The sequence below is a fragment of the uncultured Jatrophihabitans sp. genome, from assembly GCF_964246335.1.
Classification (GTDB): domain Bacteria; phylum Actinomycetota; class Actinomycetes; order Mycobacteriales; family Jatrophihabitantaceae; genus Jatrophihabitans.
Window position 1 is genome coordinate 104,302 of the sequence record NZ_CAXTQF010000002.1, and the last position, 21,657, is coordinate 125,958.

Annotated in this window: 20 protein-coding genes; 11 read left to right on the forward strand and 9 right to left on the reverse strand. The window is 69.7% G+C overall.

What is annotated here, in order from left to right; translation table 11 throughout:
• Positions 1-12: 12 nt before the first annotated feature.
• The 4 genes from ACFFCN_RS01345 to arr form a co-directional block, all read right to left on the reverse strand.
• The gene (locus ACFFCN_RS01345; RefSeq protein WP_375488968.1) at positions 13-1,200 is read right to left on the reverse strand and encodes a radical SAM protein; all 1,188 of its coding nucleotides are present in this window, start codon (positions 1,198-1,200) and stop codon (positions 13-15) included.
• A gap of 196 nt (positions 1,201-1,396) precedes the next feature.
• The gene (locus tag ACFFCN_RS01350; RefSeq protein ID WP_375488969.1) at positions 1,397-2,395 is read right to left on the reverse strand and encodes an NAD-dependent epimerase/dehydratase family protein; all 999 of its coding nucleotides are present in this window, start codon (positions 2,393-2,395) and stop codon (positions 1,397-1,399) included.
• A 66-nt stretch (positions 2,396-2,461) separates the two neighbouring features.
• Complete coding sequence (locus ACFFCN_RS01355; RefSeq protein WP_375488971.1) at positions 2,462-2,902, reverse strand: VOC family protein; 441 nt, start codon at positions 2,900-2,902, stop codon at positions 2,462-2,464.
• A 68-nt stretch (positions 2,903-2,970) separates the two neighbouring features.
• The gene (gene arr / locus ACFFCN_RS01360; RefSeq protein WP_375488973.1) at positions 2,971-3,399 is read right to left on the reverse strand and encodes an NAD(+)--rifampin ADP-ribosyltransferase; all 429 of its coding nucleotides are present in this window, start codon (positions 3,397-3,399) and stop codon (positions 2,971-2,973) included.
• Positions 3,400-3,661: 262 nt separating this feature from the next.
• Between arr and ACFFCN_RS01365 the strand changes: the two genes are divergently transcribed.
• The 7 genes from ACFFCN_RS01365 to ACFFCN_RS01395 all read left to right on the forward strand — a co-directional run bounded on the left by ACFFCN_RS01365 (position 3,662) and on the right by ACFFCN_RS01395 (position 8,812).
• Entirely contained in the window at positions 3,662-4,048 is a 387-nt protein-coding gene (locus ACFFCN_RS01365) for a VOC family protein (protein ID WP_375488975.1), read from the forward strand.
• A complete protein-coding gene (locus tag ACFFCN_RS01370; protein WP_375488977.1) occupies positions 4,045-4,167 on the forward strand; it encodes a hypothetical protein in 123 nt (40 codons plus the stop codon). Before ACFFCN_RS01365 ends, ACFFCN_RS01370 begins: the two co-directional genes overlap by 4 nt.
• A 28-nt stretch (positions 4,168-4,195) precedes the next feature.
• A complete protein-coding gene (locus ACFFCN_RS01375; protein WP_375488979.1) occupies positions 4,196-4,378 on the forward strand; it encodes an FBP domain-containing protein in 183 nt (60 codons plus the stop codon).
• Complete coding sequence (locus ACFFCN_RS01380) at positions 4,311-4,649, forward strand: FBP domain-containing protein (protein WP_375489003.1); 339 nt, start codon at positions 4,311-4,313, stop codon at positions 4,647-4,649. The genes ACFFCN_RS01375 and ACFFCN_RS01380 overlap by 68 nt, the downstream gene beginning before the upstream one ends.
• Positions 4,650-4,877: 228 nt before the next feature.
• Positions 4,878-6,047 (forward strand): M48 family metalloprotease, encoded by a 1,170-nt coding sequence (locus tag ACFFCN_RS01385; RefSeq protein WP_375488981.1) that lies wholly within the window; start codon positions 4,878-4,880, stop codon positions 6,045-6,047.
• 337 nt (positions 6,048-6,384) lie between these two features.
• Positions 6,385-7,158, forward strand: coding sequence for an SDR family NAD(P)-dependent oxidoreductase (locus tag ACFFCN_RS01390; RefSeq protein ID WP_375488983.1), 774 nt, complete (start codon positions 6,385-6,387; stop codon positions 7,156-7,158).
• Positions 7,159-7,270: 112 nt separating this feature from the next.
• A complete protein-coding gene (locus ACFFCN_RS01395) occupies positions 7,271-8,812 on the forward strand; it encodes an FAD-dependent oxidoreductase (RefSeq protein ID WP_375488985.1) in 1,542 nt (513 codons plus the stop codon).
• Here the strand turns inward: ACFFCN_RS01395 and ACFFCN_RS01400 are convergent.
• Together ACFFCN_RS01400 and ACFFCN_RS01405 are read right to left on the reverse strand one after the other, a co-directional pair.
• Complete coding sequence (locus ACFFCN_RS01400) at positions 8,770-9,912, reverse strand: low temperature requirement protein A (RefSeq protein ID WP_375488987.1); 1,143 nt, start codon at positions 9,910-9,912, stop codon at positions 8,770-8,772. The genes ACFFCN_RS01395 and ACFFCN_RS01400 overlap by 43 nt on opposite strands.
• Before the next feature lie 17 nt (positions 9,913-9,929).
• Positions 9,930-11,609 carry a BTAD domain-containing putative transcriptional regulator gene (locus ACFFCN_RS01405; RefSeq protein ID WP_375488989.1) on the reverse strand — a complete coding sequence of 560 codons (1,680 nt, stop codon included), beginning with the start codon at positions 11,607-11,609 and terminating at the stop codon, positions 9,930-9,932.
• Positions 11,610-11,707: 98 nt separating this feature from the next.
• Here ACFFCN_RS01405 and ACFFCN_RS01410 point away from each other — a divergent pair, with 98 nt between their 5' ends.
• Both ACFFCN_RS01410 and ACFFCN_RS01415 read left to right on the forward strand, forming a co-directional pair.
• Positions 11,708-14,629, forward strand: a complete 2,922-nt coding sequence (locus tag ACFFCN_RS01410; protein WP_375488991.1) for an AAA family ATPase — start codon at positions 11,708-11,710, stop codon at positions 14,627-14,629.
• 23 nt (positions 14,630-14,652) lie between these two features.
• Positions 14,653-15,516: an alpha/beta fold hydrolase gene (locus ACFFCN_RS01415; RefSeq protein WP_375488993.1), complete on the forward strand. Its 864-nt coding sequence runs from the start codon at positions 14,653-14,655 to the stop codon at positions 15,514-15,516.
• A 223-nt stretch (positions 15,517-15,739) separates the two neighbouring features.
• Here the strand turns inward: ACFFCN_RS01415 and ACFFCN_RS01420 are convergent, their stop codons facing one another.
• On the reverse strand, positions 15,740-16,513 hold the full coding sequence (locus ACFFCN_RS01420) for an SDR family NAD(P)-dependent oxidoreductase (protein ID WP_375489005.1): 774 nt from the start codon (positions 16,511-16,513) through the stop codon (positions 15,740-15,742).
• A 141-nt stretch (positions 16,514-16,654) separates the two neighbouring features.
• Here ACFFCN_RS01420 and ACFFCN_RS01425 point away from each other — a divergent pair, with 141 nt between their 5' ends.
• Positions 16,655-17,515 (forward strand): helix-turn-helix domain-containing protein, encoded by an 861-nt coding sequence (locus ACFFCN_RS01425; RefSeq protein ID WP_375488995.1) that lies wholly within the window; start codon positions 16,655-16,657, stop codon positions 17,513-17,515.
• Between the two features lie 51 nt (positions 17,516-17,566).
• Here ACFFCN_RS01425 and fdhA read toward each other — a convergent pair whose 3' ends face one another.
• Positions 17,567-18,778, reverse strand: coding sequence for a formaldehyde dehydrogenase, glutathione-independent (fdhA, locus tag ACFFCN_RS01430; protein WP_375488997.1), 1,212 nt, complete (start codon positions 18,776-18,778; stop codon positions 17,567-17,569).
• 444 nt (positions 18,779-19,222) lie between these two features.
• Here fdhA and ACFFCN_RS01435 point away from each other — a divergent pair, with 444 nt between their 5' ends.
• Positions 19,223-20,917 carry an OmpA family protein gene (locus ACFFCN_RS01435; RefSeq protein WP_375488999.1) on the forward strand — a complete coding sequence of 565 codons (1,695 nt, stop codon included), beginning with the start codon at positions 19,223-19,225 and terminating at the stop codon, positions 20,915-20,917.
• Between the two features lie 27 nt (positions 20,918-20,944).
• Here the strand turns inward: ACFFCN_RS01435 and ACFFCN_RS01440 are convergent.
• Positions 20,945-21,657: DNA polymerase domain-containing protein (locus ACFFCN_RS01440; RefSeq protein WP_375489001.1), on the reverse strand; the 713-nt coding region annotated here is incomplete at its 5' end.

A 21,657-nucleotide genomic window follows, 5' to 3' on the forward strand; every position in this document is an offset into this window, starting at 1 on the left:
GCGTCCTCGGTCTCACGTCCAGTAGAGGACGCGGCACTGCGGTAGCCGTCGCGACAGCTGCTCGTCGAACCAGTGCCGCAGCTCGGTCATGAGCTCTTTCGGGTAGACGTGCTTGCTGTTGCCGAACTTGCCGCGCTTGACCGCCCGGCGCGCCTCGTCCATCTCCAGCGTCGTGCGCGGGTACCAGCCGAGCAGCACCTCCTTGCTCGTCGCGGTGAACCGGTGCGTGATCAGTTCGGCGGTGAGGTCGAGATCCGGCACGTCGTGGACCGCGCGTTCGATCAGCGACAACAGCTCGCCGTAGTGCTCGCGCCAGCCGTCGAGCGGCATGATCGGGGCGATGGTGAGGCCGACGGGGTAACCGGCCGCGGAGAGGCGGTGCAGCGCGTCGAGCCGATCCTCGAGCGCGCTGGTGCCACCCTCCCAGCGCCGCGTCACCGGTAGACAGTTGACGCTGAACCGCACCCGGGTACGTCCGGCGTGCGGCAAGGCGACGTAGCGGTCGACGTCGGCGAACTTCGTCGTCCAGCGCAGCTGCACCGGCGCGTCCCAGGCCGCGAAGTGCTCCACGGCGCGCTGCCAACTGCCGGTCAGGTGGTCGAGCGCGAGCGGGTCGCTGTAACACGACGCCTCGAACGTCGTACCTTCGTCGCTGCGCACCCGCGAGCGGCTGGTCACCGTGCCACGTCCGACGTAGTCGGTGAGGTTGTCGAGGATGGCGTCGAGGTCGGCGTAGACGCGGGTCACCGGCGGCCCGGTGAGCGAACCCGCCAGGTAGCAGTACTGACAGTGCGCCGGGCAGCCTTCGGCGAGATCGACACGCCAGTCGGCGCTGGGCGCGATGGGCTGCAGGTTGCGCTTGCTCGGCGGGCTGACCACCACCGCCAGCGTCGACTTGGCGCGGGCGTACGTCTGCCGGTCGTTATCGCCGCGAACACCCGTCAGCCGGTTGCCGCGCAGCCGCTCGACCTCGATGCCGAGCCCCTCCAGGCGCTCGACGATCCGCTGGCCGTGCGCTTCGTCGAGCGCGGCCGGCGTGATGACCGCCCGCCGCGGCGTCCAGTGTCGGGCGGTGCGTACGTGCGGCGCGAGCGTGGACAGGTCGTGCTCCTCGGCGACCTCGCCGCTGGAACTGTGGTCGAGCGGCTGTTCATCGAGCGCCAACGGCTGCTGCAGGTCCACCCCGAACTGATCGGACATCCACCCTCATCTCGCGCGAGCTCCCTCTGCCGAGCCTGCCCCGCACGCCGGGATCCGATACACACGCCGCTCGGCGAATCGTCGACCGCGTGGCCGCCGAGTACCTCGACGTTCCCTATCCGCGCACGGAGGAGCGCATCGTCGCCGTCGTCGAACCACGATCACAGATCGTCGGACGGCGACAGACGCAGTCGGCTCACGTCGCCGCGGCCGCCGCCAGCGAGGCCAGCGTTTCCTCGCTGGTGTATTCCGGACGCCAGCCGAGCGTTCCCTTCGCGCGGGAGGTGTCCATGACGACCGACGTGCGGGCGATGTGCACCCATTCGGCTGCCGCAGGGACCAGCGGCAGGCTCTTGAGCACCGTCGTCGCGGCCGTGACTACCGCCGCAGGTACGCGCACGGACCGGGTACCCGTCGCCTTCGCGACATCGCCCAGGGTCACGACGCCGTCGCCGGCAAGGTTGTAGGCCCCGGGCTCCCCCGCCCCGACGGCGCACAGCGCAATGGCCTGCGCGACGTCGTCGTGGTGCACCAGTTGGAGCGGGTGACCCGGGTCCGGCATCAACGGCAGCACACCCTGAAGTCCGGCAACTGCCGGACGCAGCGCTGCCGGCATCAGCTCGAGCACCTGCTGCCACGGCATCGAGTTCATCAGGGCCGGCGCCTTCGGTCCGGCAACGATGCACGGACGCAGCACGTAGACCTCGAGGTCCGCGCCGTCGGTTACTTCGTGCAGGACGGTCTCGCATTCGGCCTTCTGCGCGGAGTAATAGTGCTCCGTCGAACCGCGCGCGGCGACGTCCTCCGTCAGCGGGGTCGGGTTGTCGCGGTGATACCCGTACGCGGCGACCGAGGACGTGTACACGAGCCGACGCGCACGATCAGCCGCGACCGTGGCCTCGAAGACGTTGCGCGTCCCCTCGAGATTGATGCGCCGGCTCTCCTCGCGGGAGCCCATGATCAGGTAGGCCAGGTGCACGACGACGTCGGCATCCGCGACGAGCGCGTCGACGGCCGAGCGGTCGAGGATGTCGCCCTGGCGGTAGCGCGTCTTCGTCCAGCCGTTGTCCGCGGGATCGAACGGCCGGCGGGCCATGCCGTTGACGCGCTCGACGTCCGGATGCGCCTCCAACGCGGCGATGGCCGACATGCCGATCTCACCGGTCGGTCCGGTCACTGCCACCGTCAGGCCCATTCGTCGCTCATCTCCGATCGGGTGAACACGCACACGGACAGGCTTTCGTGATCAACGCTTGAAGCGTCAGCGACGCGCCACGACTGTCTCGCCGCCCCACTCGTCCGGGTCGACGTCGCTCATTGTCTGCGTCAGCACCCATTCGTGGCCGAACGGATCGACGAAGCCGGCTTGCCGCTCACCGTACGGAAAAGTGCGCGCAGCGTCGGCCGTATCGGCACCGTGCGAGCGCGCAGCCTCGAGCACGCCGTCGACGTCATCGACTCGGATCATGACCTGGTCGGTCGAATCCGAGGCATGCTCGCCGTCACGGAACTCGCGAACGATCAGCTCCGCGCGCTCGCCGTCGAACCCGAGCTGAACCCGGTGACCCGCGCCGACCCGCACGTGTTCGACCAGGTCCAGCACGCTGACATACCAGGCGGCAGCCCGCGGGACGTCGGCGACAGCGAGCACCGGGACAATACGTGCCCACGGAGCAGACCGGTTGGCTGTCACGCCGCTCACGATCCCACCACAACGGCGGGCCGCCAAGGGAAAACGGACATGCGTGCCGTTGCGCTCGCACACTCGGATCAGTCGTAGATGACGGCGAGCCCTTGCAGCCGCAGCTCGGCCAGCAGGTCGCGCATCGACTGCAGCTGGTCGTCCGAGTGCCCCGTCCAGTCGATGACCTCGCCGACTATCCGCACCGGTTCGCGAGTACGGAACGAGCGCGTCGGGTTGCCGGGGAACTTCTTGTCGGTGACGTTCGGGTCGTCCTCGATGTCGCCGAGTGGCTGCACGACGTAGATACGACCGGGACCGTTGCCCGTCGCCATCTCGGCGCCCCATGTCGCTGCGTCGAGCGTCTCGGTGACGTAGACGTGGTTCATCACCCGTCCCGGCTCGAAGTTCGACTGCCGGCCGGGCAGCAACAGGTCGCCGACCGCGAGCTGCGCTTTCGTCCCATGCAGCAGCGTCCCTGCCTGGTAGATCTCGAACGGCGTCGGCGGGTTCGGCATGACAGTCCTCCGGGGGATCGACCTGTTCGTTGAGGCGGTGACGATAGGCCGATACGAAGCAGCTCATGACGCGTGCCGAAGTCTGCTAAAACTGGAGGTGGCGAGGCGTGCCGGGACGACACCGGGGTGCGTGCTGCGTGACGAACGCTCATTCACGCGCCCCGTCCTCGACGGAGCTGCCCAGCGGGTCTCGCGCAGACGTTCGACCAGCAACTCCGGTTGTGCAGCGACCTGCGTCGTACCGCTGGTGCACCATCCACGCATGACGACGACTGACGCGCCGACCGGTGTCCTAGCCGCAGTGGCCCTGGACGCCGCCGATCCGGAACCGGAAGCACACTTCTGGCGTGACCTGCTGGGCCTCGAGGTCATCTGGCAGACCGAGGACTTCGTCGCCCTCCGCGGCGCTGCCGTGCTGATCACGGTGCAGCGGGTGGCCCATCATCAACCGCCGACCTGGCCCGCGGACGAGGTCGCCAAGCAGATACATCTCGAGGTGTCGGTCACGGACCTGGACGCGGCCGAGCAGTCCGCGCTCGCGTTGGGAGCGGTCCGCGCAGCGGAGCAGCCCCGGCCGGACAAATGGCGCGTGCTGATCGATCCTGCCGGTCATCCGTTCTGCGTGAGCAACCAGATCCCCGCGCCGTGAGCGCAGACACCGGGCCTCAAGGCGGCTACGGCGCGCTGATATCTGCTAGCGGCGACATGGCAGCGGTGGTCGACTACCTGGATCCGGTCGGCGTGCAGGCCGTCGCACCAGCTCGCTGAAATCCCGGCAATCGAAGAAAGATCCACCGTGCAACCGCTCGATCAGAACGACATCCGCCGCGCCCTCGTCAACCTGACCAAGAGCGAGCGCGCCTCGGTCACCTTTTCCCCCGACTTCGCTGCTATCCCGTGGGACAGGCTCGATTCTTACGGCTGGTGCGACCCCAAGTTCCCCGCAACGGGGATACCTGGTCCGCGACTACGCGGATGACGGTCTCGTCGCCGTCGCGGTGCGCGCGCCGGAGACCGGCATGGCCAACAACCGCAAGGCGATGTGCTCGCTGTCCCCCGCCGTCGACGCAGCCAGCTCGGTTGCGCTGTTCTCCGCGCGGCGCGCCGGCCCGGCCGGGCGCAAGGGCGACCGCGTCGGCACCTGCATCTCGATGCTCAGCGACCACACACTCGACCCGGACGAGGTCGCCGCCGACATGCTTGTACGACTGGACGGCTTCCTGGCCACCGTCAGCGCCGCGCCCGCGTGAACCGGCTGTCCCTCACACCCCCTCGATCCTGCGGCCGACTAGGTGTAGCAACGGCGCTGCTCGGGCTGCAGCGCGGGGCGTCGGCATACTGAGTTCGTGTCGAGTGCCGGGGGGCCACCTGAGTCCAGCGGCACGGCGGATGAGCAGCGGTGTCCGAACTGCGACTCGGCGCTGGCTCGCGAGCCACACCACCCGCCGTGGTGCCCGAATTGCGAATGGAATCTGGAGATGGTCGCGCCGGCCAAGGGCTGGCGTAGTCGCACGTGGCAGCGAGAGCGGCTGGCCGGTTTTGCGGCAAACCGCGCGCTGTGGGAGGAGTCCCGCAATCAGGTGCCGTTGCGTCGGGGTCGCACCAGCGCCGACGTTGCCATGATTGCTGTCGCATTCGTCGTCGTGGGGAGCGATCTCGCTCTGCTGGGCCTTGGCTGCTACCTGCTCATCGGTCCGTTCATCGGAAGCGTCCGGATCCTCGGCGTGCTGTTGGTCCTCATCGCTCTCGAATGTCGCCCCCGAATGCCACGCCTGCGCGATGCGTACGGTGTCGTGTCCGACGCATCCTCGCCGCATCTGCGACAGCTGCTCGACATGGTGAGCGCAGAGATCGGTGCACCGCAGATCGCTGAGATGCGGCTCGAGGCTGATTACAACGCCTCGTGCTTCTGCGCCGGGTGGCGTCGGCGTCCTGTCCTGACGATCGGGCTGCCGTTGTGGGCAGCGATCGACGACGACGCCCGGCTGGCGCTGCTCGGCCACGAGGTCGGCCACCTCGTCAACGGCGATCCGACAACCGCGCTCTACGGCGTCTGGGGTGGCGGGTCGATCCAACGGCTCGCGGAGATTTTTTCACCGCGCAAAGCCCGGACCTTCGTTCGTGAGTCTCATATTCAGTCGTTCGAAAGCTTCGCCGGACTCGTCCTGTCCGTTCTGTTCGTCGTGCCCTACCTGGTGTTTTCCGGCCTCGCCACGGTTTTGTGGCGGCTGTCGATGCGAGACCAGAAGCAGGCCGAGATCTACGCCGATGCCCTCGGCCTGCGACTCGGCGGTAGCGCTGGGCTCATCGGATTGCACAAGGCCCTGCTGTTCGACCGAACCATCGAAACGGCTGTCCGGTCGGCGGCGCGTGCCTCCGCCGACCCCGCGGTGTGGAAAGCGGCTGCGTCGGCCGCCATCGCTCAACGAGAGGCTGCGGTGCCGCGCGCTATCCAGCGGTCGATCAGACACGATGCAGAGCGCTATGGCAGTCACCCGCCGGCGGGCTTGCGGCTTCGCCTGGCCCAGGGATGGCCAGCTGCTCCCCCGGCCGTCATAGCCCCCGACGCGATCATGCGCGCCATCGACCGTGAGCTCAGTCCGCACTACGCCGATGTTCGCCGCACCCTCATCCATGGGGACACGTGAGCTGGAAATGCGCGGGGTTGGTTGGCCGGCACCCTCGCCCGCAAGCGATCTAGAAGCGACTTGCCTCTAGCGCGGCGCGTGCGAGGACTGGTGTCGGCGGGGGCAGATCACCTCAGGCACCGCCTCCGGCTATCAGGCGTAGCCGGCGGCGGACGTACGCATTCTTCCGCTCGAGAGGAATGCGCACCGTAGTGGCCGCGTGCGAGACCGGCCTCCGCAGCGGCGATCCGCAGCGCAACCGGCGGGGCACTGAAGTCGACGAAGCGCACTTGATGGGCACTGCCGCGTTCTACCGTCGGTCGCGTCCTTGTGGCGGCGCAGTGGAAGAACAGCGATCATGTCCGATCTGTTGGCCGGCAAGACCATCCTCATCACCGGCGCCTCCGCCGGCATCGGCGAGCGCGCGGCGTACCTGTTCGCCCGCGAAGGCGCCACGCTCATGATCACGGCACGGCGGCTGCCCGAACTCGAGCGAGTGGCTGCCGCTATCCGCGTCGACGGCGGCGAGGTGCTCGCGGCGCGCGCCGACTCCACGAACGCGGACGAACTGGCTGCAGCCGTCGACACGGCCGTCGATCGGTGGGGCCGGTTGGACGGAGCATTCAACAACGCAGGGCGCACGCAAGGTGGCGGGCGTCTGGCCGACATCGACGAGGCCACCTTCGATGCCGTCCTCGACGTGAACGTCAAGGGCGTGTGGCTGGCGATGCGCGCGGAGCTTGCGGCCATGCTGGTGGCGCCGACGCAGGGCGGCTCGATCGTCAACGTCAGCAGTGTCGGCGGCACGTTCGGCGCATCGGGCCAAAGTGTCTACGGCGCCAGCAAAGCGGCCGTGATCGCCATGAGTCGCGCCGCGGCGGTCGAGTACGGACACGACGGTATCCGGGTCAACGCGATCGCCCCGGGCGCGACGATGACGGACATGATGTCCGCGTGGCAGGAGCGCGACCCGCAGATCATCGACCGGCTCAGCTCGCTCGCCGCCCTCGGCCGGCTTGCGCACCCCGACGAGATCGCCGAAGCCGCCGCCTGGCTGCTCAGTGACAGGGCAAGTTACGTCACCGGAATGACGCTCGGCGTCGACGGTGGCACCGCCCCCTGGCCGCACTAGCGATCAGCAATGTGCGCACTGGCGGCGCACTCGAAACGCACTGCAGGTTCCTACGGTGGACTCCGCACGCCGGTGCTGTTGCCGCCGCCGGCCCGACCTCGAGGACACCGCGATGACTGACGCACACCCGGCCGACGGCGCGCTCCAGGTGCTCGTCGTCGGTGCCGGCCCCACCGGGCTCATGCTCGCCTGCGATCTCCTCCGGCGCGGCGTCCGGGCCCGCGTCATCGACGCGTCGCCGGGACCGCAGCCGGGATCGCGCGGCAAAGGTCTCCAGCCGCGCAGCCTCGAAGTATTCGATGATCTGGGGATCGCTGAGCGGGTCCTCGCGAACGGTCGGCTGGCGATGCCCATTCGCGCCACCGCGCCCGACGGTTCGACAACCCTCGGCGGCGCCGAGCCGGACGCGCTGAAGAACCGGCCGGACATCCCGTACACGACGAGCCTGGTCACACCCCAGTGGCGCGTGGAGGAAGCGCTGCGGTCGCGCGTGCACGAACTAGGCGGGACGGTCGAGTTCGACACCACACTGATCGCCCTCGAACAGTCCAAGGACAGCGTGTCAGCGGTCGTGTCCTGCAACGGTGATGCCCGCACCCTCACTGCCCCCTGGATGGTCGGCTGCGACGGCGGGCACAGCGTGGTCCGCAGCCAGACCGGCATCGCCTTCGTCGGCGAGACCCGCGAGGACGTGCGGATGATCGTCGCGGACGTCGCCGTCGACGGTCTCGACCGCGACATCTGGCACATGTGGCGGCACGCGCAGGGTTTCCTCGCGCTGTGCCCACTGCCCTCGACCGATGTCTTCCAGTACCAAGCCGGGATCGCGCCGGGACAGAACCCCGAGCTGTCGCTGCCGAACATGCAAGCGATCCTCGACGAGCGCAGCGGCCGCAGCGACATCCGGCTGCATGATCCGCAGTGGACCTCATTGTGGCGCGCCAACGTCCGCCTCGTGGAGCGCTACCGCGATCGACGGGTGTTCCTGGCCGGCGACGCGGCACACATCCACTCCCCTGCGGGCGGCCAGGGCATGAACACCGGCATCCAGGACGCGTACAACCTCGGGTGGAAGCTCGCCGCCGTCCTCAATGGCGCCCCGCCCGAACTGCTCGACACCTACGAGGCCGAACGGCGCCCGGTCGCGGCGGGCGTGCTTGCGCTGTCCGACGCGCGCCTGAAGCAGACGCTCGAGCAGAACGCGGTGCCGATCAACCGCGACGCCGACACCACGCAGCTCGGCGTCACCTATCGCGGCGGCCCGCTCGCCCGCGACGACCGCGACGACACCGCAACACTGCGAGCCGGCGACCGTGCGCCCGACGCGACCGACCTGGTGACCGTCGACGGTCGGCACCGGCTGTTCGAGCTCACCCGCGGCGGCCACTACACATTGCTGGACTTCGCCACCGCCGGCCCGGCCGAGCCCGCGCCGGCAGGCGTGCAACTCTGGCGGGTCGTCGACCACCCCTCCGCGCCCGACGACATCGCCGACAGCAACGGCAGCCTGCGCCACGCGTACGGCGCCACCGATCGCACCCTCGTCCTCATCCGGCCGGACGGCTACGTCGCCGTCATCTCCGACCAGGGCGACATGGACGCGCTGACGGACTACGTCACCTCAACGGGGGTACTGGCGCGATTGGCGCGCTGAACGTTCAGCAGTGTGTGCGCGCTCAGCACAGCGATGCAGCCGATGAGCCACACCGGCGTCGGCAAGCCGCGGCCGAAGAGCAGCAGTGCGCCGAGCGCGACGATCAGCACGGCACGCGAGCGCGCCAACGACCCCGAACGGGGAACCCGCAGGACCCAGCCCATCGTGTTCAGTGTGAGCAGGTAGGCGACGACGCCGACGGACATCATCACGGCTGCTGCCGCAGGAATGTCCCCGCGCGGGTGCTCGGCGGCGATCTGGGCACCGGCGCCGATCGCGGTCACGCCGGCGACCATCGGGAAGTGCAGGTAGGCGCAGACGATGTAGGCGATGCGGCCGCTGTTGTCGTGGTCGGCCAGCATGCGGTAGCGAACCCGCCACGCGTGGCGGTCGAAGAAACCCCACCACAACAACGCCGCGATGACGAAACCCTCCGCCAGCACGGCCGAGGTCCGCGCCTGCAACGGTTCGTCGACGGCGCCCACGGTGTTGACCGCCGCCTCCCCCAGCACGATGATCGCGAACGCGGCGAAGCGGTCGGGCAGATGACGCTCGTCGACGGGCAGCATGCGTTGCAGCCGGTCGGCCAAAGCCGGCACCGCGATGTCCAGGCACATGGCCGCGATCCACACGCCGATCCGGATCGGGCTGGGCAGGAAGATCGACACCAGCCACGCCGCAGCGGTGAGCGCGAAGCCGCCGGCGTAGAACCTCGCCAGGCGCACTTCCTGACCGCGGACGCCCAGATAGATGACGGCGATGATGACCCGCACGGTCAGGTAGCCGATCGCGAACCAGGAGTCGGCCGCGCCTGGTACGGACGGTATTGCCAGGGCCATCAGTCCGGACGCGCCGGCTGCGGCGAGCAGCAACAGGTTCGTGCGGTTGTCGTCACGCGGGAAGCGATTGAGCGCAAACGTCACGCCCGTCCACGTCCACCACACCGGAACGAACAGCAGCAGGATGCGGGCGGCGGTGGACCAACTCGGGTGCTCGTGCAGCACGTCAGCCAGCTGCGCTACGCACAGCACGAATACCAGGTCGAAGAACAGTTCCAGGCCTGGGTTGCGTCGCGCGTGCGGCGCAGGCTCCGCTGCCACGCCCGCGTGACCCGGGGTCAGGCGAGACCCAGCTGCGCGTCGTGGGTCTGGTTGTCCCAGTACAGCCACTCCTCGTCCATGGTGCCGTTCTTGTTCCACACCCCCACGGTGGCCATGTTGAACGAGTACCGCTTGTTCGTCGGGGCGATCTGACCGCCTTTGCCGTCCGGCATCGGCCGGGTGAAGGTACCGTTCATGACGCCGATGACGCACGTCAGGTTGCCCTTCGCGATGCGGATCGGGTGCGAGTCGATGTACGAATCCGGCGCGTACTCGAAGATCGCTTGCATGTCCGCGACGTGCTGCTCCAAGCCGTCGACGTAGTGACCGTCGGGCCAGTGCACGCGAATGTTCTGCGCGTGGCTCTCGGCGAACCGCGCCCACTGCGCCTTGCTGAACACGACGAAGTCCATCTCGTCGAACGTCGTCAGGTTCCGGCGCTCCTCGTCGGTGAGACCGTCCGGGAACGGCGGGTTCGGGATCGCGGTGGTGCTGGGGTCAGGCAGGACGCGCGGTGCCTCGCTCGCGTCGTGATCGCTGCCGAAGCCGGTCGTCATCGACGCGAAGCTGACGCCGGCCAGTACGGCCGACAGGGCGGTGACGCCCATCGCCACGGTGGCCGAGTCGCGCAGGTGACGCGGGTCGATCAGCCGACCGCCCCGCGCGGCGTCGCTGTGAATTCCTCGGTGGGTCATCAGTGCTCCTTGTGTCGTCTCGTCGTGGCCGGGTCTGCGGTGGTCGGTCACCCCGTCGCTTGCGGGTGTTCGTGGCGTCAGTCGAAGTGTGCGCTGGCCGGTGCGGCGGTCGGGGCCGCGGCGAGCCGGAGCCGGCGGGTCGACGCGCAGCGCCTCGGCCAGTGCGCGCTGCAGTTCCGGTCGCGGTTCACAGCCCAACTCGGATGTCAGCCGCCGGCGCACGGTCTGGTAGAGGTGCACCGCCTCCGCGCCCCGGCCGGTGCCGGACAGCGCGTTCATCAGGCTCGCCGCCAGCGATTCGTCGAAGGGATGACGCTCGGTCGCCGAGCGAAGGTGCGGAAGCACGGCGCAGTGGTCAGCCGCGCGTCGGCACTGACGTGCCGCTGTCAGCACCGCGCCGACCCGTTCGTCCTCGATGGCCGCGAACTCGGGCAGATCGCGCAGGCCCTCGTCCCCCGCCGGCGAGGCGGCAATCGCGAGCGCCTGCAGCGAGACGTGCAGCGCCGCGGCGCGCTCTCCCGCGTCGCCGAGTTCCTTGGCGCGAGTTGCAAGCCGGCGGAACTGGGTGACGTCACACGCGTCCGGGGGCACCGTGATCCGATAGCCGCGGCCGGCACCGGCGATGTACCGGCCCGCTTGTCGGCGGCCGAGTCCGGGCTCGCACGTGCGGCGGAGCGCGCCGACGTGCCGGTGGATCTGGTTGACGGCGGTGACGGCAGGTTCGCGCGCCCACAGGGCGTCGACGATCGCGTCCACGCTCAGCACCTTGCCGACGTTGGCGACCAGCAGGGCGAGCAGGCGGCGTTGCTTCGGCTGGGTGACCTCGATCTCGAGGTCACCGCGGACGATGCGGATTCCGCCGAAGAGGACGAACCGCACCGCGTCGCGTGCACCGGCCGCAACTGCCTCATTCGCCTGCGCGGGCAGCTCCGGGGCCACGTGGGTCACGTGGGTCACGTGGGTCACGTGGGTCACGTGGGTCACGTGGGTCACGTGGGTCACGTCGAACTCCCATTGGTGCTGCGGTTGTCGTTGCTCGCATTCAGCGTCGGTGGCGGAGCCGGTGCGCACACCGTGGGCCCCCCGTGACACCACCCCGGATGTTCCTCCGCGGGTTCGATCTCGACGAGCAGGCGGCGCGATGGGAGGGTTTGTCCGTGCCGACGCTGCTCGAACGCGAGCCGCAGCTGACTCGCATCGATCGCTTGCTCGACTGCGCGCGCACGGGGTTCGGCGGTGCGCTGATGATCTGGGGCCCGGCCGGCATCGGCAAGTCCACGCTGCTCGACGTCGCGCGGCAGCGTGCGGCGGACGCCGGCATGCGCGTGCTCCGCGCGCGCGGCGGGGAGATGGAGCGTGAGTTCGGGTTCGGCGTCGTTCGGCAGCTGTTCGAGCCGGCCCTGTCGACGGCCTCGGCGGACGAGCGCGCCGGCTGGCTGGACGCCGCGGCCGGGCACGCGGCGCGGCTGCTCGGGCTGCCGGGCACCGGCGCGGAGACTGCCGTTGCCGGACTGTCGGTCGACCCGTCGTTCCAGATCCTGCACGGCCTGTACTGGCTCTGCGCGCAGATGAGCGACGCCGCGCCGCTCTGCGTGGTCGTCGACGACGCGCAGTGGGCCGACATCGCCTCACTGCGTTATCTGGCCTACCTGGTGCCGAGGCTCGACGAACTACCGGTGGCCGTACTGGTCGCAGTACGCGCCGGCGAGGCCGGCCCGGCGGCGGAGCTGCTGACCCGGCTGTCCACCGATTCTGTGTGCGAGGTGATGCACCCGGCGGCGCTGAGCGAGCACGCCGTGGGCCAGGTCCTGAGCACACGCATCGGCGCGGCACCTGATGGCGACGTGGTCGCGCGGTGCCATCAGGTCACCGGAGGCGTCCCGTTCCTGGTCGAGCAGCTGGCCGACCAACTGCGCGAGCTGCGCAGGACGGTCCTCGCGGGCCCGGTGGCGGACACCCCGGGCGGCCCGGCCGTCGACCGATGGGTCGTGACCCAGCTGCTGCGACTCGGCGACGCACCGCAGCGGCTGGCCCGAGCGGTCGCGATCCTCGAGGACGCACCGCTGGTCCAGGCCGCCGAACTGGCCGAACTCGACGTCGACGCCGCCGGCAGCGCGTGGGATGTTCTCGTCCAGGCGGAGATACTGCGCTCCGGTCAGCGTCTGGCATTTGCGCACCCAATCGTGCGGCGTGCGGTGTACGACGCCATCGGCCGAGCCGATCGAGCTGCGGGGCACCGGCGCGCGGCGCACATCCTTGCCGCGGCCGCAGCGCCGTCGCAGGCGATCGCCGAACACCTGCTCGCGACCGCGCCGGCAGGCGACGACTGGGTCGTGGATCGGTTGACAGCAGCGGCCACGACGGCTGGACGTACCGGGGCGCCGGAATCGGCTGCCACCTACCTGTCCCGGGCTCTGGCAGAGCCGCCCGGGTACGAACGTCGCTCCGCCACACTGCTCGCCCTGGGCGTCGCCGAAACGAATGCCGGCCGCCCGGGAGCGATCGACCATCTGCAGCAGAGCGTCGAAACGGCCCGCACTGCCCCGACCCGAGCGTCCGCCGCAGCAATATTGACGTCTGCGCTGGCCGCCAGTCGCGATGATCGGCTCCGCGACAGCGTGCGGGTGCTCGACGACGCGATCGCCGATCTGCAGCCGGATGACGGTGCAGTCGCGGAGGCGATCGACACCTTCGCGACGACGCTGATCAGATCGGATCTGAGTCTCGCTACGCAGTACCGCCCGCGCATCCAGGCCGCACGCCGGAGCGCCGAGGACGCCACCGCCTCCGCCGAGAAGCTCGCGCTCGCAAGCACCATCGCGTACGAGAGCAACGAACCGGCGCAGACCGCCCTTACCCTCGCGCGCCGTTCGACGCAGTCGGCGTCGGCACCGTTGCCCGGTCCACTGGCCGCCGTCGGCCGATCCATCGCGACGGTGCAGCGGGAATACGCCTTCGTCTTCTGCGAAGCGCCCGAGGCGAATTCGCTGCTGGGCGCGGCGATCACCCGGGCACGCGAGGGCGGCGACGCCTTCGGACTGTCCGCCGGATTGGCGATACGCGGCATGCATTCGCTGCACCAAGGTGATCTGCGCGGAGCCGAGATCGACGCCCGCACCGCGCTGCAGACCTCCAGTGCGCCGATCACAGGCTTGGTCCGGATGTACAGCCTCGCGTCACTGGCATTCGCACTGGTCGAGACGAACCGCGCCGACGAAGCCGAGGCGCTACTGCTCACCGAGATGGACGTCGTCGAGCGGGCCACGCGCGCCGACGCCGTGGTACGACTCGCCCGAGGTCGGATCTGCCTGACGCAACAAGATCCGGCCCAAGCGCTGCACTACTTCTCGAACGTCGGCGAGACCGCTCAGCGACTTGATTTCGATTCGCCGTGCGTACTGCCCTGGCGTTCACACGCCGCGTTCGCTCACCTCGCCCTCGGCGAGAGAGACCGGGCGCACGAATTCGCCGCCGACGAATGGGAACGGGCTCGGACCTTCGCCGCCCCGCGCACGTTGGGTGTCGCCCTGCGGGTGCTCGGTTTGGTGACCGAGGGTGCGGCCGGCGAACGCCATCTGCGAGAGGCGATCGGCATGCTCGGCGAGGCAGGAGCCGCACTCGACCACGCGTACGCACTGTTCGACCTCGGCGCGCGGTTGCGGCGCAGCAGCCACCGCAGCGAGAGCCGGGAACTGCTACGAGCCGCACTTGATAGCGCCCACCGCATCGGTGCCGCCGCCCTCGCAGAACGTGCGGCGGCCGAACTGCGCATCGCCGGCGGGCGTCCGCGCCGTGCCGTCGTGACCGGTCCGGACGCGTTGACGGCCAGCGAACGCCGCGTCGCCGACCTGGCCATCGCGGGCGCGAGCAACCGCCAGATCGCCCAGACGCTGTTCGTCACCGCACGCACCGTCGAGGGACACCTCACCAGCGCGTTCCGTAAGCTGGAGATCAGCTCGCGAGACGATCTACGTAGGGCCCTGCCGGCCGAAGTCCCCGACGCCGACGCGTCGCGCGTCTAGACCTCGCTGTGGGATTGCGAATCATGACAGAGTTGGTGGTCTACGGAGGTCGGATCCTCGAGGTTCGGGTCAGCGGCCCCAGCGACGGCCTGCCCGTGATGTTCCACCACGGCACCCCGGGCACCTTGCCGACCCGCGGGCTCGAACGCGCCGTCCACGACCGTGGCCTGCGCCTTATCACCTTCTCGCGCCCCGGCTACGCGAATTCCACCCGACTCCCGGGACGTGCGGTCGCCGACACTGTCGCGGACTGCGCCGCGGTGCTCCGGATGGTCGGAGCCGACCGCTTCTACCTCGCCGGGTGGTCAGGCGGTGGCCCGCACGCGCTGGCCTGCGCCGCACTAGTTCCGGGCGCCGTTCGAACGTTGGTGATCGCCGGGTTGGCGCCCTACCCAGGGACGGACCTCGATTTCACGGCAGGCATGAGTCCGGACGACCTCGCCGAATGGAACGCCGCAGTGCAAGGCGAAGCGCAGCTGCGCGCGCACGTCGCCACCGCTGCTGCAGTGCTCACCGGGGAGCCGGCCGACGACCGTGGCGCCGACGGCCAGCACCAGCTGCCGCCGGCAGATGCCATGGCGCTCACTGGCGAGTTCGCCGCCGACCTTTCCGCAGCCAATCGCGACGCACTGCACCCGGGTATTGACGGATGGGTCGACGACGAGCTGGCATTCGTCAAGCCCTGGGGCTTCGACCTCGGCCAGGTCGACACTCCCGTCTCGATATGGCACGGCAGCGACGACCGCAGCGTGCCGTTCACCCACGGCCGTTGGCTCGCGGCGCACTTGCGCGACGCATCACTGCATCGCGCAGCGGGCGATGGTCACCTGTCGGTGTTCGCCCAGCGGCTCGACCAGATGCTCGACGGTTTGCTCGCGCCGCAGTGACGACAAATCACCCGACGGTCGCATTTCCACGGTTCATCCACGGGTGCGACCCCGGCGTCATTCGCGGGTCATGCTGCCACGCTGGTCTGCACCCCTCAGGAGGACGACGCCGCCAGCTACATCACCGGCGACAACCTCAGCATCTCCGGCGGCATCGCATCCACACCCGCCCCTGAACGTCATGTTCGCCGGCACCCGACGGGTGGTGGCGACGTCCGCCCGATCAGATCTGCATCCCGCCGGAGACCTCGATGCGCTGGGCGTTGACCCAGCCGTTCGCGTCGGAGAGCAGCGACGCGATCATCGGTCCGATGTCGTCGGGCTGGCCGACCCTTCCGAGAGCGGTCACCCCGGCGATCTGTCGGTTGACCTCGGGGTTGTCGCGGACCATGCCGCCGCTGAAGTCGGTGGCGATGGCGCCCGGCGCGACCACGTTGGCCGTGATGCCGCGCGGACCCAGCTCCTTGGCCAGGTAGCGGGTCAGCACCTCGACAGCGCCCTTCATCGAGGCGTACGGCGCGCTGCCGGGGAACGCGAAGCGCGCGAGCCCGCTGGAGAGGTTGATGATCCGGCCGCCGTCGTTGAGCAGCGGCAGCAAGGACTGGGTCAGGAAGAACACGCCTTTGAGGTGCACGCGGTAGAGCGCGTCGAAATCGTCCTCGGTCGTCTCTTCGATCGACGCGTGATGTGAGGTGCCGGCGTTGTTCACCAGGTAGTCGAAGCGCCCGGAGCCGAGGTCGTCGAGCACGGGACGCAGGCGCTGCACGAAACCGGCGAAGGAGGCGGTGTCACCGGTGTCGAGCTGCAGCGCAACGGCGCGGCGACCGACACCGTCGACGGAGGCGACCACCTTCTCGGCCTCGGCGTTGTTGGCACGGTAGGTGAACACCGTGTCGACGCCGCGTTCGGCGAGGGCGAGGACGGTGCTGCGGCCGAGGCCCCGGCTGCCGCCGGTGACAAGCGCGACCTTCGACGGCGACGCGGGATTGCTGGTCATCTGAACGAGCTCGCTTTCCGCCAGGACGATCCCGGCCACGCAACCCACTCTCACGACGTTTGCGCCGAACCGGGTTGCCCCCGTCATCCTGGGATCGGCAGGACCACCCGGCACCCGCGTCCCGCGCCTACGCTGATCGTCATGGCGACGCCCGGGCCGCTCGGCGAGTACCTACGGGCACGGCGCGAGCTGGTCGATCCGGAGTCCGTAGGCATGCGCGTGGTCGGCGTGCGCCGTACGCCCGGCCTGCGCCGCGAGGAATTGGCCATGCTCGCCGGCATCAGCACCGACTACTACCTGCGCCTCGAACAAGGTCGCGACCGCAATCCCTCGCGCCAGGTGGCCGAGGCGCTGGCCGCCGCACTGCGTCTCGACGACGCCGGCACCGCGTACCTGCTCGGACTGTCCAGCCAGCTCCCGGCACGACGCGCAACGACGCACAAGCGGCAGACGGTTCCGGTGGGGATCCGCGAACTTCTCGGCACGGTCGGCGTGCCGGCATTCGTGGAGGACCGTCGCTTCGACATCCTGGCCGCCAACCCGCTGGCGAGCGCTCTGGACCCGAGCATCACCCCGGGTGCGAACCGACTGCGCTCGATCTTCCTCGACGACGAGGCCGTGCGGCTGTGGGGCGATCAGCAGCGCACCCGGCGCGACATCGTGGCGTCCTTCCGCGCCTCGATCGGGACCGAACTCGACGACCCGCGCACCCAGCTCCTGGTCGGCGAGTTGTCCTTGGTCAGCGAGGAGTTCCGCCGCCTGTGGGCCCGGCACGACGTGGCCGTCCTCGCCGGCGGGCCCGCTCGCCTCGATCACCCGCTCGTCGGCCCGATGGACCTGCGCCGGCAGAAGTTCCCGATCGGCGGCACCGACGGGCTGCTGCTCGCGATGTACCACCCGGCGCCCGGTTCGACGGCCGCCGACGCGATGACCCGGCTCACGCGGTCGATCGCCGAGCCGGGTGCCGACCCGAGGGTCACCCGTGCTGCCGAGTCACCCTGAACAAGCCGGCCCTGCGGCGCGGTCCGCCGCCGATGGCGGTAGCGGGAAGGGTCAGGCGACCATCCCGTGCGGATCGATCACGAACTTCTTGGCCACCCCGGAATCGAAATCCGCGTACCCCTGGGGCGCCTCGTCGAGGGTGATCGTCGTGGCGTTGACGGCCTTCGCGATCTGCACCTTGTCGTGCAGGATCGCCTGCATCAGGCCGTAGTTGTACTTCATCACCGGACACTGTCCGGTCACGAAGTACAACGACTTGGCCCATCCGGTACCGAGACTCAGCGACAGGGCGCCCTTCTTGGCGGCCTCGTCGACGCCGCCCGGGTCGCCCGTCACGTACAGACCGGGGATGCCGATGCCGCCCGCTGCGAACGTGACGTCCATCAGCGAATTCAGCACCGTGGCGGGTGCCTCCTCGGCGCCCTCGCCGTGGCCCTTGGCCTCGAATCCGACGGCGTCGACGGCCGCGTCGACGAACGGGATACCCAGCAATTGCTCGACCTGCTCCTCCGGCGCGCCCTTGCTGACGTCCACCGTCTCGCAGCCGAAGCTCTTCGCCTGCTCGAGCCTTTCCTGTTGCATGTCCGCCACGATGACGACCGCGGCACCGAGCAACTGCGCGCCGACGGCGGCGGCGAGCCCCACCGGGCCGGCGCCCGCGATGTACACGGTGCTGCCCGGCTTGACGCCGGCGGAAACGGCGCCGTGGAAGCCGGTCGGGAAGATGTCGGAGAGCATGGTGAGGTCTTTGACCTTCTCCATGGCCTGGTCGTTGTCGGGGAACTTCAGCAGGTTCCAGTCGGCGTAGGGCACCATCACGTATTCGGCCTGGCCACCGACCCAGCCGCCCATGTCGACGTAGCCGTAGGCGGCACCGGGGCGGGCGGGGTTGACGTTCAGACAGACCCCGGTCTTGCCCTCCTTGCACATGCGGCAGCGGCCGCAGGCGATGTTGAAGGGCACCGAGCAGATGTCGCCTTCCTTGATGAACTCCACGTCCGGGCCGGCTTCGATGACCTCGCCGAGGATCTCGTGGCCGAGGATGAGGTTCTCCGGAGCGGTCGTGCGGCCGCGGACCATGTGCTGGTCGCTGCCGCAGATGTTGGAGGTGACGACCTTCAAGATCACGCCGTGGTTGCATTTGCGGCCGACGTTCGCCGGATTCACCCCGGGCCCGTCCTGCAGTTCCAGCTTCGGGTACGGGATGTCCTGGACCTCGACCTTGTTGGCTCCGATGTACGCAACGCCTCTGTTGCCTGCCATGACCTGCCTGCTTTCGTGTCGAGGGACGACCTGGCTGTGACCGCGGTCATAGCCAGGTGTACTCCGGCTCCCTGTGGCCGGACAAGGCCGGCCCGCCCGGGCGTGCGGTGTCGGCCGGGCCGCAGTCACCCCGCGCCCCGGCGCGCCGCCGACCCGGCGGCGGGTTACCGCTCAGTTCGACCGGCCCATTCCCGATGGACAGGACATGACCCCCCCGTCAGGCGAGCCGCTCGAGTCTGCGTTGTCCACCCGCGGCAGCGGTCGTCGTGTCCTGGTTGCTGTGACGACGTGCGGATTGATCGGCGCCGCAGCCTTCACTGCGCCGCCCGCGCAGGCCGTGCCGAGCCTGAGCGTCTCGGCGCCGAGCTCGGTGCACGTCCTCGCCCGACACACCGACCAGCTGCCGGCCTGCGCGTGTCCGGCGACGCGAGCGACACCCTGCAGGTGACCATCGCAACCACCGTCGGCACCCTGTCGCTCACGAACACCGCTGGTCTGACGCTGTCCTACGACAACCACTGGAGCGGCGACCCGTCCATCACGTTCAGCGGATCCCAGGCCGACCTCGACGCAGGTCTGGCGACCGCCGAGCTGTCGCCGGGTGACTCGGGCGGGTCGAGCGCGAACGTGAGCATCACCGCGATGGTCGCCGACACCGACCACGTCTACCTCGCCCCCAACCAGCACTTCTACGAGTACGTGGCCGACCCCGGGGTGGACTGGTCCACCGCTGACACTGCGGCCAGAGCAATGACCTTCGACGGGCAGTCGGGCTACCTCGCGACGATCCCGAACAGCACGGTCAACAACTTCGTCTCGGCGAAGATCGAGGGCGCGCAGAACGTGTGGTTCGGCGCCACCGCATACGACACCCCCGGCGCGACGTACCCGCGGACCTGGCGATGGGCGCAGGGCGTCGGCGAGAGCCCACTCGCCGGCAACGTCATCTCCTACTGCGACTCGGCCGCGCTCAACACGACGTGCGATTCGGCGGCCAACGCCGGCCTGTTCAGCTCGTGGGCGTGGCTCGAGCCCAACAATTCCGGCAGCACCGGGGAGAACCGCGCGGTCACGAACTGGATGGGCGGCGTCGGGTACTGGAACGACGTGCCGGACGCGGACTCCATGGTGCAGGGTTACATCGTCGAGTTCGGCGACCGCGCAATCGGGTCCACCGGATTCACCGGCGTCGTGCGCGCCAGCAGCAGCCTGCCCGTCGTCGACGTGCCCGCTGCGCCGACCGACGTGCGCGCGCAAGCCGGGGCAGGAGCCGCCACCGTGACCTTCGACCCTGCGGACGCACACGGGTCGGCCGTCCGGTACTACACCGTGACCGCGATGCCCGGTGGCCGGCGGGCCACCTGCCCGACGAGCCCGTGCACGCTCAGCGGACTGTCCGACAGACAGGCCTACACGTTCACCGTCACCGCAACGAATGCGCAGGGAGCCGGTCCGGCGTCCGTCGCGAGCGGCACGGTGACCCCGCACGCACCGCCTCCGGCTTACGTGCACATCGCACCCACCACGGTGGCCGCGCGATCGCTCACCCCCGTCTGCTCGATCAACGAGGCGACGGTCAGCTATTGCGCAGTGATCGTGTACGCCGACGGCGCCGTCGTCGGCGTCGGCCGCGCGGCGCGCAAGGCCGGCCAGCGCAGCGCCGCGCTGCCCGTGCCCGTCGCGCTGAACCGGCAGGGCCAGGCGCTCGTCGCCCGGCCCGGCGGAGCCGCGCTGCTGTTGCGAGCCGGGTCCCTCACCTCGGGATCGAGCACGATCCGCGGGGCCGACGCCCGGACCACCATGGTTGCGCCGCACGTCGCGCTGCGCCGCGTCTACTTCGCCTTCGACTCGGCGCACCTCGATCAGCACGCCGCGGCCTACCTCAAGCAGGTCAGCGCCCAACTCGGTGACGCCGCCGGGGTGCAGTGCTCCGGGCACAGCGACTACGCCGCGAACAACCGCCACGAGCGTGCGCTGTCCCGCAGACGCGCGCAAACGGTGTGCGCATTGCTCACCCGGGGACACCACCACGTCAGGGCACGGGCGCACGGCGACGGCGGCGCGCATCCGGTGACGACGAATGGCTCTGCCCGTTCCCGCCGGGCCAACCGTTTCGTCGCGGTCACGCTGACGTACTGATCGGCGCTACGCGGGTCCATACGCGAGTCACGGCGTGATGCGGTTGCCGTGCTCGTCCCAGTTCGCGGCGACCTTTTTCGACGGCTGCACCCGCGGCGGCTCGCCCTCCTGCTTCGGGAAGTTCGGCGGGTACGGCGCATCGCCGATGCCGTCGCCCTCGTCCCGGTCGGCCCACTCGAGCAGCGGCTCGAGGGAAAACACCGCGTCGTCGATACCGGCGTGCAGATCGCCGAGGTCGGCGAACCGCTGGGGCATCGTCGCGATCGTGAAATCGTCCATCTCGACGTCTGGCAGCTCGTCCCAGGTCACCGGCGCCGACACCCGCCCGACCGGTGAACCGCGCACCGAGTACGCAGCCGCGATGGTGCGGTCGCGGGCGTTCTGGTTGTAGTCGAGAAAGACGGCCTCGGCGCGCCGCTCCTCCTTCCACCACGCCGTGGTGACCAGCGACGGCGCGCGTCGCTCGACCTCGCGGGCGAACGCCAGCGCGGCGCGGCGCACCTCGCGGAAGCCGAAGCGCGGCTCGATGCGCACGTAGACGTGGATGCCTTTCGAGCCGGACGTCTTGGGCCAGCCGACGGCGCCGAGCTCGTCGAGCACCTCGTGCACGACGACCGCGACCTGCTTGCACTCGGCGAGCGACGCTGAAGGTCCCGGGTCGAGGTCGATGCGCCACTCGTCGGGATGCTCGGTGTCCGCGCGCCGCGAGTGCCACGGGTGGAACTCCACCGTCGACATCT

Excerpts from the sequence above, each read along its gene's own strand:
- ACFFCN_RS01390 (WP_375488983.1), top strand. The coding sequence starts at position 6,385 with ATGTCCGATCTGTTGGCCGGCAAGACCATCCTCATCACCGGCGCCTCC.
- ACFFCN_RS01345 (WP_375488968.1), bottom strand. The coding sequence starts at position 1,200 with ATGTCCGATCAGTTCGGGGTGGACCTGCAGCAGCCGTTGGCGCTCGAT.
- arr (WP_375488973.1), bottom strand. The coding sequence starts at position 3,399 with ATGCCGAACCCGCCGACGCCGTTCGAGATCTACCAGGCAGGGACGCTG.
- ACFFCN_RS01365 (WP_375488975.1), top strand. The coding sequence starts at position 3,662 with ATGACGACGACTGACGCGCCGACCGGTGTCCTAGCCGCAGTGGCCCTG.
- ACFFCN_RS01425 (WP_375488995.1), top strand. The coding sequence starts at position 16,655 with ATGGCGACGCCCGGGCCGCTCGGCGAGTACCTACGGGCACGGCGCGAG.
- ACFFCN_RS01385 (WP_375488981.1), top strand. The coding sequence starts at position 4,878 with ATGGTCGCGCCGGCCAAGGGCTGGCGTAGTCGCACGTGGCAGCGAGAG.
- ACFFCN_RS01415 (WP_375488993.1), top strand. The coding sequence starts at position 14,653 with ATGACAGAGTTGGTGGTCTACGGAGGTCGGATCCTCGAGGTTCGGGTC.
- ACFFCN_RS01395 (WP_375488985.1), top strand. The coding sequence starts at position 7,271 with ATGACTGACGCACACCCGGCCGACGGCGCGCTCCAGGTGCTCGTCGTC.
- ACFFCN_RS01410 (WP_375488991.1), top strand. The coding sequence starts at position 11,708 with ATGTTCCTCCGCGGGTTCGATCTCGACGAGCAGGCGGCGCGATGGGAG.
- fdhA (WP_375488997.1), bottom strand. The coding sequence starts at position 18,778 with ATGGCAGGCAACAGAGGCGTTGCGTACATCGGAGCCAACAAGGTCGAG.
- ACFFCN_RS01420 (WP_375489005.1), bottom strand. The coding sequence starts at position 16,513 with ATGACCAGCAATCCCGCGTCGCCGTCGAAGGTCGCGCTTGTCACCGGC.
- ACFFCN_RS01350 (WP_375488969.1), bottom strand. The coding sequence starts at position 2,395 with ATGGGCCTGACGGTGGCAGTGACCGGACCGACCGGTGAGATCGGCATG.